11 protein-coding genes are annotated in these 13,137 nt (G+C 70.5%); 7 read left to right on the forward strand and 4 right to left on the reverse strand.

All coding sequences use genetic code 11. The features are described from left to right. The first annotated feature begins 91 nt into the window (after nucleotides 1–91). On the forward strand, nucleotides 92–2,584 hold the full coding sequence (locus QLH51_RS02460; protein WP_125655180.1) for an ABC transporter permease: 2,493 nt from the start codon (nucleotides 92–94) through the stop codon (nucleotides 2,582–2,584). Between the two features lie 64 nt (nucleotides 2,585–2,648). Here QLH51_RS02460 and QLH51_RS02465 read toward each other — a convergent pair whose 3' ends face one another. Next, complete coding sequence (locus QLH51_RS02465; RefSeq protein ID WP_125655178.1) at nucleotides 2,649–4,127, reverse strand: DEAD/DEAH box helicase; 1,479 nt, start codon at nucleotides 4,125–4,127, stop codon at nucleotides 2,649–2,651. A 262-nt stretch (nucleotides 4,128–4,389) separates the two neighbouring features. Here QLH51_RS02465 and QLH51_RS02470 point away from each other — a divergent pair, with 262 nt between their 5' ends. Then, nucleotides 4,390–5,481 carry a histidine kinase dimerization/phosphoacceptor domain -containing protein gene (locus tag QLH51_RS02470; protein WP_125655176.1) on the forward strand — a complete coding sequence of 364 codons (1,092 nt, stop codon included), beginning with the start codon at nucleotides 4,390–4,392 and terminating at the stop codon, nucleotides 5,479–5,481. Continuing rightward, entirely contained in the window at nucleotides 5,474–5,878 is a 405-nt protein-coding gene (locus tag QLH51_RS02475; RefSeq protein WP_125655174.1) for a response regulator, read from the forward strand. Before QLH51_RS02470 ends, QLH51_RS02475 begins: the two co-directional genes overlap by 8 nt. A gap of 260 nt (nucleotides 5,879–6,138) precedes the next feature. Here the strand turns inward: QLH51_RS02475 and recF are convergent, their stop codons facing one another. Further along, nucleotides 6,139–7,206 (reverse strand): DNA replication/repair protein RecF, encoded by a 1,068-nt coding sequence (gene recF / locus QLH51_RS02480; protein WP_125655172.1) that lies wholly within the window; start codon nucleotides 7,204–7,206, stop codon nucleotides 6,139–6,141. Between the two features lie 126 nt (nucleotides 7,207–7,332). Between recF and QLH51_RS02485 the strand changes: the two genes are divergently transcribed. Next, nucleotides 7,333–7,674, forward strand: coding sequence for a hypothetical protein (locus tag QLH51_RS02485; RefSeq protein WP_125655170.1), 342 nt, complete (start codon nucleotides 7,333–7,335; stop codon nucleotides 7,672–7,674). A gap of 281 nt (nucleotides 7,675–7,955) precedes the next feature. Here the strand turns inward: QLH51_RS02485 and QLH51_RS02490 are convergent, their stop codons facing one another. After that, a complete protein-coding gene (locus QLH51_RS02490) occupies nucleotides 7,956–8,705 on the reverse strand; it encodes a Coq4 family protein (RefSeq protein ID WP_125655168.1) in 750 nt (249 codons plus the stop codon). A gap of 363 nt (nucleotides 8,706–9,068) precedes the next feature. After that, nucleotides 9,069–9,305: a hypothetical protein gene (locus tag QLH51_RS02495; protein ID WP_125655166.1), complete on the reverse strand. Its 237-nt coding sequence runs from the start codon at nucleotides 9,303–9,305 to the stop codon at nucleotides 9,069–9,071. Nucleotides 9,306–9,401: 96 nt separating this feature from the next. Between QLH51_RS02495 and QLH51_RS02500 the strand changes: the two genes are divergently transcribed. The 3 genes from QLH51_RS02500 (at nucleotide 9,402) to QLH51_RS02510 (ending at nucleotide 12,994) form a co-directional block, all read left to right on the forward strand. Further along, entirely contained in the window at nucleotides 9,402–11,219 is a 1,818-nt protein-coding gene (locus QLH51_RS02500) for an ABCB family ABC transporter ATP-binding protein/permease (RefSeq protein WP_125655164.1), read from the forward strand. A 63-nt stretch (nucleotides 11,220–11,282) separates the two neighbouring features. Continuing rightward, nucleotides 11,283–12,215, forward strand: a complete 933-nt coding sequence (locus QLH51_RS02505) for an alpha/beta fold hydrolase (protein WP_125655162.1) — start codon at nucleotides 11,283–11,285, stop codon at nucleotides 12,213–12,215. Beyond that, the gene (locus QLH51_RS02510; RefSeq protein ID WP_125655160.1) at nucleotides 12,212–12,994 is read left to right on the forward strand and encodes a class I SAM-dependent methyltransferase; all 783 of its coding nucleotides are present in this window, start codon (nucleotides 12,212–12,214) and stop codon (nucleotides 12,992–12,994) included. Before QLH51_RS02505 ends, QLH51_RS02510 begins: the two co-directional genes overlap by 4 nt. Nucleotides 12,995–13,137: the final 143 nt, after the last annotated feature.

Below are 13,137 nucleotides of genomic sequence, written 5' to 3' on the forward strand. Positions count from 1 at the left end.
AACGCGACCGGCGGTTCTTCGCGGCTCTGGACCCCCGCCTGCGCGGGGGTACGCCGAATGTCGCGGAGCGGCACTTGCCTGCGGGTGCCCAATGACCGGGTGGCGACTGGCGTGGACGTTCGCCCGCCGCGAACTCGACGCACGCTTCCGCGGCCTCCGGCTGCTGCTGGTCTGCCTGATCCTCGGCGTCGGCGCGCTGGCGGCGATCGGCAGCCTGACGCGATCGATCACGCAGGAACTGGCGGCGCGCGGGCAGAGCCTGCTGGGCGGCGACATCGAACTGTCGGTGTCGCAGCGGACGGCCGACGCCGCCGAACGCCGGTCGATGGCGCGGCTGGGCCGGGTGTCCGAAACGGTGCGGATGCAGTCGATGGCCGCCAACTTCGGCGGCGACACCGCCCCGATCGAGCTGAAGGCGGTCGATACCGCCTACCCGCTCTACGGCACGCTGACCCTGCAAGGCGGCACCGCCCGTCCGCTGTCGCCGACCGAGACCTATGTCGGGCCGGCGCTGGTCGAACGACTGAACCTGCGCGTCGGCGGCCCGGTCCGCTATGGCACGGCGCGCTTCACCGTCGCCGGGATCATCGCCGACGAACCCGACCGGCTGAGCGAAGGCTTCACGCTGGGCGCGGTGGCGCTGGTGTCGCTGGAGGGATTGCAGCGCACCGCGCTGATCGCGCCGGGCAGCCTGTACGAAGCGAAATACCGCATCGCCGGCGGCTACGACCCGGCGACGGCGATCAAGGCGTTTACCGATCGCTATCCGGCGCAGGGCTGGGACAGCCGCACCCGCGACCGCGCGTCGCCGGGTGCCGAGCGGTTCCTGACCCGGATGGGCGAGTTCCTCGTGCTGGTCGGGCTGACCGCGCTGGTCATCGCCGGGATCGGGGTCGGCAACGGCGTGTCCAGCTACCTTGCCACGCGGCGGTCGAGCATCGCGACGCTCAAGGTGCTGGGCGCGACCTCCGGGCTGATCGCGCGCGTCTATCTGCTTCAGATCGTCGTCGTTTCGGCAATCGGCATCCTGATCGGCATCGCCATCGGCATCGCCGCCGTGCCGCTGATCGTCGCGCTGGCGGGCGACGTGCTGCCGGTCGCGCCGCGCTTCGCGATCCATGCGCTGCCGCTGGTGCAGGCCGCCGCCTATGGCCTCCTGATCGCGCTCGCCTTTGCCGCCCCGCCGTTGTTGGCGGCGGGCGCGGTGCCTGCCGCCGGGCTGCTGCGCGGCGTCCATGACGGGCGGCGCGCGCCGCGGTGGCAGGCGGCGGCATGGATGGGCGCGGCCTTTGCCGGGATCGTCGCGCTGGTGCTGGCGACCAGCGAACGGCCATGGTTCGGCGCGGCGTTTCTTGCCGCCGCTGCCGGACTTCTCCTGCTGTTGTCGGCACTTGGCTGGCTGATCCGTTGGGGCGCCGCGCGCCTGCCACGGGCCCGCCGCCCGCTGTGGCGCCTCGCGGTCGCCGCGCTGCACCGCCCCGGCGCGCGGACCGGGGCGCTGGTGGTGGCGCTGGGCCTCGGCCTGACGCTGTTCGTGCTGCTGGCGGCGATCCGCACCAGCCTCGACGCCAACATCCAACGCACCGTGCCCGCCCGCGCACCCGCCCTGTTCGCCCTCGATGTCCCTCCGGACCGGGAATCGGCGTTCCGCGGCACCATCGCCAACATCCAGCCCGGCGCCGAGGTCCAGACCGTCCCCCTGATGCGCGGCACGATCACCGCCTATGGCACCACCCGCGTCGCCGACCTCACGACCATTCCCGAGGGCGCATGGGCGCTGCGCGGCGAACGCGGGCTGACCTTCGCCGCCGACCTGCCGCCGGGCAGCGAGCTGGTATCGGGCAAATGGTGGCCGGCGGACCATGCCGGTCCCCCGCTGGTGTCGGTCGACGAACGCATGGCGCAGGCGCTGAACCTGAAGCTCGGCGATCCGCTGACGATCAGCGTCGCCGGGCAGGAACGCACCGCCCGCATCGCCTCGTTCCGCAAGATCGAATGGGACACGATGGGGTTCAATTTCGTGATGGTGTTCAGCCCCGACGCGCTGTCCGACGTGCCGCACAATCTGGCGGCGACGATCACCATGCCGCCGGGCCGCGAACGCGCCATCGTCCGCGCGCTGTCGGCCGCCTTCCCCTCCACCTCGGTGGTCGAGGTGCGCGAGGTGATCGGGCAGGTGCGCACCATCGTGTCGCAGATGGCGACCGCGATCGCCGCGGCGGCCGGCATCGCGATCCTCGCCGGCATCGCCGTGCTGGTCGGCGCGATCGCCGCCGCGCGCGAGACGCGGACCTATGATTCGGTGATCCTCAAGACGCTGGGCGCGACGCGGGGGCAGATACTGGCGGCGCAGGCGCTGGAATATCTGTTGCTCGCCGTGATCCTCGCCGCGCTGGCGGCCGCGATCGGGATCGCGGGCGGCTGGTATGTGGTGGTCGAACTGTTCGCGTTCGACTGGCTGCCCGATTACGGCGCGATCGCCGCGACGCTGGCGGTGGGCGTCGGCGTGACGGTGGGGATCGGGTTGCTGGGCGCGCTGCCGATATTGGGTGCGCGGCCGGCCCGGGCGCTACGCGAACTCTAAAATCCTCCCCGGCACGGGGAGGATTGATAGAAAAACCCCGGCAGTTGCCTGCCGGGGCCTATCGTTACACCGAAGCGCGCGGAGCGCCGCCGCCACCGCCGCGCCCCCGGCCGCCGCGACCGCGACCACCGCCGCCACTGCCGCCGGCCGGACGGCCAGCGCCACCCGGACGCCCGCCACCGCCGGCACCGGCCTCACGCTGCGGCGGACGACCGCCGCCGCCCTGGCCTTCGGCGCGCTGCGGCTGGCCACCGCGGCTCGGGTTGCCGACCGGGCCGCCGCGACCATGCGCCGGCTTGGCGCCATGGGCATGGGTCGCCCGCGGACGGGCCGGGCCGCGCTCGCTGGGCAGGCGCTCGGGCCGATCGGGAGCGTATGGGGCGCGGCTCGCCTTGATCTTGGCACCCTGCTCGACGAAGTCGGCCGGCAGCGGCACGACGTCGATCTTCTGCTTGGTCAGCCGCTCGATCCCCTTCAGGAACGGCCGCTCGTCATCGGCGCAAAAGCTGAACGCCACGCCCGACGCGCCCGCACGAGCCGTGCGGCCGATCCGGTGAACATACTGTTCCGACACGTTGGGCAGTTCGAAGTTCACGACGTGGCTGACCCCCGACACGTCGATGCCGCGCGCGGCGATGTCGGTCGCGACCAGGATCGGCACGGTGCCTTCGCGGAACGCGGCCAGCGCCTTTTCGCGCTGCGGCTGCGACTTGTTGCCATGGATCGCGTTCGACGCGATGCCGTTCGCGGCCAGCAGCTTCACGACGCGATCGGCGCCATGCTTGGTGCGGGTGAACACCAGCGCGCGGTCGATCTTGGTATTGCGGAAGAACATGGTCAGCAGCGTTTGCTTCTCCGCCTGCTGGACGAAGGTGACGTACTGTTCGACGCGCTCGGCGGTCGACGACACCGGCGTCACCTGCACCGTGGCCGGATCGGTCAGATACTTGTCGGCCAGCTCGCGAATGTCCTTGGGCATGGTGGCCGAGAAGAACAGCGTCTGGCGCGACTTCGGGACCATCGACACGATGCGGCGCAGCGCGTGGATGAACCCCAGGTCGAGCATCTGGTCGGCTTCGTCGAGCACGAGGATCTCGAGTTCGCCGAGGCCAAGGCACTTCTGGTCGATCAGGTCGAGCAGGCGACCCGGCGTCGCGACGAGGATGTCGACGCCCGCCGCCACGTCGCGGATGTTGCGCGGCACCGGCACGCCGCCGAACACGGTGGCGACGGTCAGCTTGCTGTGCTTGGCATAGGCGCGGGCGTTGTCGGCGATCTGGCTGACCAGTTCGCGCGTCGGGGCCAGCACCAGCATCCGGCAGCGCATCGGGCGGCGACGGACATTGGCCTTCACCAGCAGGTCGATCGAGGGCAGCACGAACGCGGCGGTCTTGCCGGTGCCGGTCTGGGCGATGCCCAGCAGGTCGCGCCCTTCGAGTACCAGCGGGATCGCGTCGCGCTGGATCGGGGTGGGGGTTTCGTAATTCTTGGCGGCGAGCGCGTCGAGAATCGACTTCGACAGGCCGAGTGACTGGAAGGACATGGAATTTCCTGAAATACTTCCGGCACCCGTGGCGCAGCGAGGGCGCACGGGCAGCGGGGCAAAAAATGCCACCCGCGTGACTGGGGAAGCCGGTTGGAGCCGCGACGCGGAGCCGAGACCCCGCGGGGTCCGATCACGCTGCCTGAAAAGCGTCGCTGCGTTGCGGCAAATAGGCGAAGGCGGCCCGATGGTCAAGGTTGCGCGGGGCGACCGGTGCCGATTGGCTATGGCTACTGGTGAATCCGGCCGTTAAGAACGCCCGATGATCGATCCCGCATCGACCGACATGGCCGTCGACGGCATGCCGCGACGCCATCTGCGCCTGCTGGGCGAGGCGGCCGACCGGCTGCTCGCGGCAGACGACCCGGCGGGGATGGTCGACGACCTGTTCACGCTGATCGCCGACGAACTGCGGCTCGACGTCTTCTTCAACTATCGGCTCGACGGCGATGCGCTGCTCCTCGAAACCCATGGCGGGCTGACCTCGGCCGAGGCGGCGTCGTTCGAACGCCTCGCGATCGGCGAGGCGGTGTGCGGCTGCGTCGCGCGCGATCGCCGGCCGATCGCCACCTTCGGCGTGCAGCGGTCCGACGACCCGATGGCGAAGTTCGTCCGCGCGCTCGGCGTGGACGCCTATGTCTGCACCCCGCTGATGCACGGGTCGACGCTGCTCGGCACGCTCAGCTTCGGAAGGCGCTGGAGCGACCGGTTCGAGCCCGACGAGCTCGCGTTCATCCGCACCGTGTGCCACTATGTCGCGCTCGCCAAGCACCGGCTGCGGATCGAGGCCGAGCTGCGCGAGGGGATCGCCGTGCGCGAACGGCTGCTCGCGGAACTCAACCACCGCGTGCGCAACGCGCTGCAGACCGCGGTCGCGGTCGTCCGGCTGGGCGCCGCCGACCTGACCGACGGGAGCGCGCGCGGCGCATTGGCCGACGCGGCGGCGCGGCTGGAGGTGCTCGCCGCCGCGCATCGCCCGCTCTATGCGACCGACAGCCCCAGCCGGATCGACATCGTCGCGCTGATCGGGTCGATCGCCGAACGCACCGACGACGAACCCGTCGCGATCCTCGGCACCGGCAACCCGTCGCTCGCGATCGAGCAGGCGGCTGCGGTCGCGCTGCTGACCCATGCCTTCATCGCCGTCGATCCGGACGCGCTGGCGCAGGTCGCCATCGATGCGACCGCCGACGCGCTGCGCCTGACGCTGACCGGCACGGACATGGGCCGGCCGCGTCCCGCGATCGACGACGGACGGCTGGTGCGCGGCCTCGCGCGGCAGCTGCGCGCCGACGTGGCCCGCGACGGCGCCGGGCAGTTGACGATCCTCATCCCCGGTCGCGCCCATGGCTGAACCGCTGCGCATCCTGCTGGTCGAGGACGAGGCGCTGGTCGCGATGCTGGTGGAGGACGCGTTGGCGCTGCACGGCCATGTCGTCACCGGCATCGCCGATACCGAGGTCGAGGCGCTGGCGCTGGCGACCGCGGATCGGCCCGACATCGCGCTGTGCGACGTGCGGCTGGCCAATGGCGATTGCGGGCGCCGGACCGCGACGGCGCTGGCCGAGCGCGGCATCCCGTGCCTGTTCCTCAGCGGCAACTGCCCCGACGGCGCCGACCACCCGCTGATCGTCGGCTGCGTCGCCAAGCCGTTCCACACCGCCGCACTCGGCCGGGTGATCGAGGCTACGCTAGCCAAGCTGCGCGGCGAAACGCCCGACCGGCTACCGGGCGAGCTGCGCTTCTACTGAACCGCATCGCTGCCGGCTTCCAGGGCTTGATCCGTCCGCATGGGAAACGTCACCCCGGCGAAGGCCGGGGTCTCCATCGGCTCGTGCTCCGCGCTACCACCGGAAGATCCCGGCCTTCGCCGGGATGACGCCCGGTTCGAACAGGATGGATCGGACTCCAGCGTCACTCCCGCGCAGGCGCGAGTCCAGCGGCGCTGCCGTGGATGCCAGCCGAGACCTGAGCGTTTGATCCGGTCGATTCGAACGGCGGGCAGCGTGCGCTACACCCGGTCGATCCGCCCGTCCGCGACCTCGAAGCGGGTGGCGTCGCCGGGAATGTCGCTGAACAACCCCGCCTCGGTGCCCGTCAGCCACACCTGCCCTGCCCCGGCCGCCCGGGCGAACAGCGCGGCGCGGCGGCCGGGGTCGAGATGCGCCGCCACCTCGTCGAGCAACAGCACCGGCGGCCGCCCGGCGCGGTCGGCGACCAGTTCGGCATGCGCCAGCACCAGCCCGAGCAACAACGCCTTCTGCTCGCCGGTCGAACAGCGCGCGGCGGCCATGCCGCGGTCGCGGTCGGTGACGATCAGGTCCGCGCGATGCGGTCCGCTGAGCGCCCGTCCCGCCGCGGCATCGCGCGCGCGCCCTGCCGCCAGTTCGCGCGCGAACAGCCCCGCATCGCCATGCCACCCCTCCAGCGCCAGCGCGGCGCGCGGAAAGTCAGTGGCGGGCAGCGCGGCGATCCGGTCGTCGAGCATCGCGACGCACTCCGCCCGTGCCGTGCCCAGCGCCATGCCATGTTCGACCATCCGCGCCTCCAGCGCCGACAGCCAGTCGGGATCGGGCGCGGCATCCTCCGCCAGCAACCGGTTGCGCTCGCGCATCGCCGCTTCGTAGCGCGTCGCCTGCGTCGCATGACCGGGCAGCAGCGCCAGCGTCATCCGGTCGAGAAACCGCCGCCGCTCGCCCGCCGGTTCGACGAACAGCCGGTCCATCGTCGGCGTCAGCCACAGCACCGACAGCCATTCGGCCAGCGCGGTCGCCGCCGCGCCCGCGCCGTTGACCCGCACGATCCGCCGTTCGGGCGCATTCGCCTGCGTCCCCGTGCCCAGCCGCACGTCGCCGATCAGGTCGGCGGCGACGCCGAAGCCGCCCGCCCCGCCCTCGCGCGCCATGTCCGACAGCGGCGCCCGGCGCAGCCCCCGTCCGGGCGCGAGCAGCGACACCGCCTCCAGCACGTTGGTCTTGCCCGCGCCGTTGGGACCGCTCAGCACGACGAAGCCCGCGCCGGGTTCGATGGTGCCGCCGACATGGTTGCGGAAATCGGTCAGGGTCAGGCGGGTCAGCATCCGGCGTCGACCGTTAGCGGTGCGGCCCGCCGCGCGAAACCCTTGCCGCCGGACTACAACGTTATACGAACGAAACTTTCCGCGCGGTGGGGAATTGGAACAGGCGAATTACGACAGGAATTGCCGATGCCCCGTTTCGTCCTGATGGCTGCTGCCGCCTTCGCGCTGACCGCGTGCGGTTCGCAGACCCCCGAACAGCAGCGCGCCGGCCAACTGCGCGATCAGGCCGATGCGGAAGCCGACGCGATCGAGGCCTCCGCCGAGAATCAGACCGCGCAGATGAAGGTCGAGGCCGAGGGGCTGGTCAACCAGGCCGGCCAGGCGGGCGGCTACGACGCCGAACGGCTCAAGGTCCGCGCCGATGCGCTGCGCGAGGAAGCGAAGCTGGTCGAGAAGCAGGCCGAGGCGCGGGCGAAGGCCGTGCGCGATCGCGGCGAGGCACAGGCGAGCGCCGCGCTGGCGAAATAGGCGGCGACGAGGCGGGAACGCCCTTTACGCGATAAGGTCACCCCGGACGTGATTTAGACCTCTGCAAAAGCCTCGAACAGAGCCAACCCTTCGCCGTACCCCGGCGAAGGCCGGGGTCCAGTTGGAAAGGCTTTTCCGTATCTTACCAATGTCCCCCAACTGGGCCCCGGCCTTCGCCGGGGTACGGATTGAGGGCTTTCGCAAAGGCCTCGACGTGATCCGGGGTGAAGACGATGCCGACTGTCCGGCTCTACCGTGAACCCGCGCCGCCACGCGCAGTTTCAAATCCCCGCCAGCCCCTGCTCGCGCAACCGGGCCTGCGCCGCATGATAGGCCACCGGCTCGGCGATGTTCAGCCGCCGGCGCGCCGCGTCGAGCGGTTCGGCCAGCAGCGCCTCGTATTCCTCGGCATGCAGCCAGCGCGCGCGGCGGCCGTTGCGATAGCCTTCCCATACCGCCTTCGCGAACGCGCGCTCGCCGGTGATCCGCAGCGATTTCAGCGCCGCGCCCAGCCCGATCGCCGCCCAGCCGAGCCCGCCGGTCTGCGCATAGGAAAAGGCGACGAGGCATGCCTCGCCCAGATGCTCCTCGGCGGTATAGCCGGTCAGCACGTGCCAGATGTCGTGGACGTCGCGCTCGCGCCGGCCGAACCATGCGACCGGATGCACCGCGTCGCGCCAGCCTTCGTTGTCGGCGGCGCTGATCTCGGCCAGCCCCTGCGCCGAAAAGCCGGTACGGTCGAGGAACGCGCGATAGTGCGCGCCGACGCTGCCGTCGGGCAGCGCGTCGATCCAGCTGCGATCGGAAAACCGCTCGGCCAGTTCGACATGGTCATAGGCGATCCGCCCGCCGCCGGGTTCGCCCAGCAACCGGGCATAGTTGCGATGGCTGGTATCGGCGTTGAGCGCGCGCATGATGCGGAACACCTGCACCGTGTCGTTGCCATCGGCGAGCAGACGCCGGAGCGCTGCCCATGCCGTGCCCCAGTCGCGCCGGAGCGGCTGTACCGTGTCGATTCCCTGCGTCGCCATGTCCGACTCCACTACTTACAATGATGTAAGTAATTGGAGGCGAGCATTGCGTCAAGTAGCGACAGGTTGGCGGCGATACTCCATCGTCCACGCGCGGACCAATGGTGTATCAACCGCCTCCTTCATATTGTTACCCCGGACTTGAATGAAACCTCTGCGAACGCCCTCAATCCGTACCCCGGCGAAGGCCGGGGCCCAGTTGGGGAGCATCGGCAAGATACCGAAAAGCCTTTCCAACTGGACCCCGGCCTTCGCCGGGATGCGGCCAGGAGTTGGGTCTGTTCAAGAATTTCGCAGAGGTCTGGACTTGAGCCGGGTTACGAACCCGCAGGGGGAGTGGCCTGTTGCCGACCGGTCGCCCGCTCAGCCCTGGCGCGGCTTGCCCCGCTTCGCATTTTCGACGACGAACTGCCCGCCGCGTTCGCACGCGGCGCTGATTACCGGATAGGACAGGTCGGTGTTGCTGGCGAGCATTGCGGGCATCGCCGCCTGACACTCTGCGACCGATTGATAGCTGGCGGGAGCGACGCGCTCGCGGGTGCAGGCGGCGCCGTCGTCGCCGCATCCGAGGATCGCCATGACATAGACCAGAGGTGCCATTCGTCGTCTCCTTCCACCGGTTTCAATACCTGTGGAAGCCGCTTGTTCCGACGAACCGTTGCACGCCCGCGCCCGCTTCCCCAAATGGCGCTTGCAATGCCGCCAGAAACCCATTCCGCCTCCGGTCCCACCCGGCCGATGCTGGCGACGCTCCGCCGTTTCCTCCCCTATCTGTGGCCCGCCGGCGCCACGGGGCTGAAGGTGCGCATCGTCGCCGCGCTGCTGCTGGTGGTCGCATCGAAGCTGGTGCAGGTGTACGGCGCGCCGTTCGCGTTGCAGGGCGCGATCGACACGATGGCGGCGGGGTCGCGCGACGCGCTGTGGCTCGTCGTCGCGCTGGTCGCGGGCTATGCCGCGGCGCGCTTTGCCGGCACGTTGTTCGACAATCTGCGCAACGTCGTGTTCGAACGCGTCGGGCAGGATGCGACGCAGCGGCTGGCGGCGTCGGTGTTCCGCCACCTCCATGCGCTGTCGCTGCGCTTCCACCTCGAACGCCGCACCGGCGCGGTCACCAAGGTGGTCGAGCGGGGCACCAAGAGCATCGACACGATGCTGTATTTCCTGCTGTTCAACATCGCGCCGACGATCCTAGAACTGGGGTTGGTCCTGTCGATCTTCGGCACGCGGTTCGGCGCGTGGCTGGTCGGCGGCACCATGGCGATGGTAGTATGCTACATCGTGTTCACCCGCTGGGTCACCGACTGGCGTTCCGCCTTGCGCGAACGGATGAACGACCTCGACACCGGCGCGGTGGCGCACGCCGTCGATTCGCTGCTGAATTTCGAGACGGTCAAATATTTTGGCGCCGAGGAGCGCGAGGCGGCGCGCTACGACCGCGCGGTCGCCAGCTATGCCGATGCGGCGGTGAAGTCGGAGAATTCACTCGCGCTGCTCAACATCGGCCAGTCGCTCATCACCGCGCTGATGCTGGGCGGCGGCATGGCGCTGATCGTGTTCGGCTGGTCGAGCGGGCGCTTCACGCCGGGCGACATCGTGCTGGTGTCGACGCTGCTGACGCAACTGTTCCGCCCGCTCGACCTGCTGGGCATGGTGTATCGCACCGTGCGGCAGGGGGTGGTGGACATGGGCGCGATGTTCGACCTGATCGATACCCCGGCCGACGTCGTCGACGCGCCCGGCGCGCCGACCTTGGTGGTCGGTCGGGGACACGTCCGGTTCGAGGGCGTGGGCTTCGGTTATGGTGACGGGCGAACGATCCTGGACGGCATCGACCTCGACATTCCGCCGGGTACGACGCTGGCGGTGGTGGGGCCATCGGGCGCGGGCAAGTCGACGCTCGCCCGGCTGCTGTTCCGCTTCTACGATCCGACCGCCGGACGGATCACCATCGACGGACAGGATATCGCCGCGGTGACGCAGGCGTCGCTGCGCTCGGCGATCGGGATCGTGCCGCAGGATACCGTGCTGTTCAACGACACCATCGGCTACAACATCGCCTATGGCCGCGCCGGTGCCACGACCGGGGATATCGCGCGCGCGGCGCAGGGCGCGTCGATCGCGCCGTTCATCGCCAGCCTGCCGCAGGGATTCGACACGCGCGTCGGCGAACGCGGGCTGAAGCTGTCGGGCGGCGAGAAGCAGCGCGTCGCGATCGCGCGCACGCTGCTCAAGAACCCGCCGGTGCTGATCCTCGACGAGGCGACCAGCGCGCTCGACAGCCGGACCGAGGCCGACATCCTCGACACGCTGGAAGCGATCGAGCGCGGGCGGACCACCATCGTCATCGCCCACCGCCTGTCGACCGTGGTCCATGCCGACCGCATCGTCGTGCTGGAGAACGGGCGCGTGGTCGAAAGCGGATCGCATGCCGAACTGCTGCGCGCCGGTGGCACCTATGCCGAGATGTGGGCGCGCCAGGCCGCCGAGCGCGAGGCGGCGCTGGAGGACGCCTGAAACGTATCCGATGGACACTCCGCCACGCCCGAGCGTATCCCCGGCAACGCGGGAGGATGACGCATGAAAGACGTGTTCAAGAAGGCGGCGATGACGACGGCGCTGATCGGCGGCGGCCTCGCGCTGTGGACCGCGCTGGCGGCGGGTGCGGCGGAGGCGCTGGTCCCGGCCGACGGCGCGTTCGTCGACGTGCCGGGCGGGCGGCTGCATTATGTCGACACCGGCGGCGATGGTCCGGCGATCGTGCTGCTCCACGGCATCTATGGCCAGCTGCGCAACTTCTCCTACGCGCTGACCGCCGAACTCGCCGACCACCGGCTGATCCTGGTCGACCGTCCCGGCTGGGGCCATTCGACCGTGGAGGGCGGGCACCCGACGTTGGAGACGCAGGCGCGAATGATCGCCGACCTGATCGACGCGCTGGGACTCGACCGGCCGCTGCTGGTCGGCCATTCGATGGGCGGCGCGGTGGCGTTGACGATGGCGCTGAACCAGCCCGCCAAGATCCGCGGCATCGCGCTGATCGCGCCGCTGACGCAACAGGTCGAGCGGCTGCCGCCGGTGTTCCGTGGCAAGGTACCGCCTGCCCCCTTGCGCGGCCTCGCCGCATGGACCGTCGGCGTGCCGCTCACGACGCTGACCGGCCCGGCGGTTTCGAAGCAGGTGTTCGCACCCGATCCGGTTCCGCTGGACTTCGGCACGCGCGGCGGCGGCCTGACCGCGCTGCGCCCGGCGAGCTTCGAGGCGGGGGCGTTCGAGCTGGAGGACGCCAATCGCGCGCTCGCCACGCTGGTGCCGCGCTATGGCACGATCGCCCTGCCCGTCGCGATCCTCTATGGCCGCGACGACCAGCTGCTCGATCCGGGGACGCAGGGCGAGCCGACCGCTGCCGTCATTCCCGGTGCCGAACTGACCATGATCGCGGGCGGGCACATGATCCCGGTCACCCATCCGGCCGAGACGGCGGCGTGGCTGCGCGGGGTCGCCGCGGCGTGAGGATCGCGGCGCTGCTGCTGGCCGCGCTGCTCGGCGGGTGCAGCGCCTATGGCGACGGCATGGGCGACATTCTGCGCGGGACCGGCATCGCCGCGCGCGAACCCGATTATGACGTGCCCTATGTCCCGACCCCCGAACCGGTGGTCGAGGCGATGCTCGACATGGCGCAGGTCGCCGCGTCGGATACCGTCATCGACCTCGGCTCGGGCGATGGCCGCATCGCCATCGCCGCGGCACGGCGCGGGGCCGCCGCCAGCGGCGTGGAGATCGACGCAGCCCTGGTCGACCGCGCCCGCCGCAACGCCGCGCTCCATGGCCTGCAGGACCGTGCCCGCTTCTCCAACGCCAACCTGTTCGACGTGCCGCTGCGGCCGGCGAGCGTCGTTACCATGTACCTGCTGCCACGCATCAACATGGCGCTGCGCCCGCGTCTGCTGACCGAACTGAAACCCGGCACGCGGATCGTCACCCACGCCTTCGACCTCGGCGACTGGCGCGCCGACGGCGAACGGCTGGTCGGCGACCGCCGCGTCTATCTGTGGATCGTACCGGCGGTGGCGGGCGGTACGTGGCGCGCGACGCTGGCGGACGGGCGCGCGGTGACACTGACCATCGACCAGCGGTTTCAGGACGTAACCGGCACGCTGGGCAGCACGGCACTGACCGGCAGCCTGCGCGGCGTCGCGCTCAACTTCACCGCGGGCGGTCGCGAGTATCGCGGGACGGTCGGCGAGGCAGCGATCGGCGGCGAAGGCTGGCGCGCGGTGCGGGTGGAGTAGACCCCCAGGCGTCACCCCGGCGCAGGCCGGGGTCTCCGGCGATTCCTGTCCTGTCCTGCAATCGAGAAACCCCAGCCTGCGCCGGGGTGACGTGCGGGGCGAGGCGGTAGTCGCGCCGATAAACCCACCCCACCCCTCGACGC

The organism is Sphingomonas sp. 2R-10, assembly GCF_030062225.1.
Classification (GTDB): Bacteria; Pseudomonadota; Alphaproteobacteria; order Sphingomonadales; family Sphingomonadaceae; genus Sphingomonas.